This window comes from Vibrio sp. 378, from assembly GCF_033339435.1.
This window is the reverse complement of the sequence record NZ_JAWOUO010000734.1, coordinates 1-623: the sequence shown is the minus strand read 5'-3', so window position 1 is coordinate 623 and position 623 is coordinate 1. Positions and strand designations below refer to the sequence as shown.

The following is a 623-nucleotide window of genomic DNA, read 5'->3' as shown; positions in this document are numbered from 1 at the left end:
GTGCAGCAGAACATTCCGCGCAGCAAGCCACGTTAAATCGCAACTTGTTGATGGCTGCGACTGCTGTGATTTCTCTGCTTATGATCATGATGGTGTGGGGTTTGGTTGCAAGCCTACGAAGCCGCGTTGGTCGCCTAAAACAAACCCTGCGCAGTATGTCTGAGCACCACGATATGACGGTTGAACTCGATTCTCGCGGCAAAGATGAAATCGCTTCCATATCGAACAGCATTAATGCTTTGATCTCTAACTTCAGAAAGCTGCTGTTTGACGTCACTAAGACCAATAACGAGAGCTCAAATCGACTACAAAACATTGTTGAATCTGCGCAAGATCTTGATAGCAGTAGCCGCTCTACCATCGCGAAGTGCGACAACATCGCAACCGCGATGACTGAACTCGCACAATCGAGTGTGGAAATCGCTCAGTCCGCAGAGCGCGCAATGGGTGACACCACAACCATGAATAACAAAGTGGTCGACTGCCAGACCCAAAGTGAATTGTCTTACCGCTCCGTGCAAAGCTTGTTGGAGCAAATCAACGCCACTGAACAATGCATGGCAGAATTGGCGAACGACACGCAGAGCATTGGCCAAATAGTCGAGACCATCAACAGCGTTTCT

Annotated in this window: 1 protein-coding gene; it reads left to right on the top strand. The window is 49.1% G+C overall.

Going from position 1 to position 623, the window contains the following annotated elements:
• Window positions 1-623: methyl-accepting chemotaxis protein (locus R7Q48_RS28560; RefSeq protein ID WP_318133701.1), on the top strand; the 623-nt coding region annotated here is incomplete at both ends.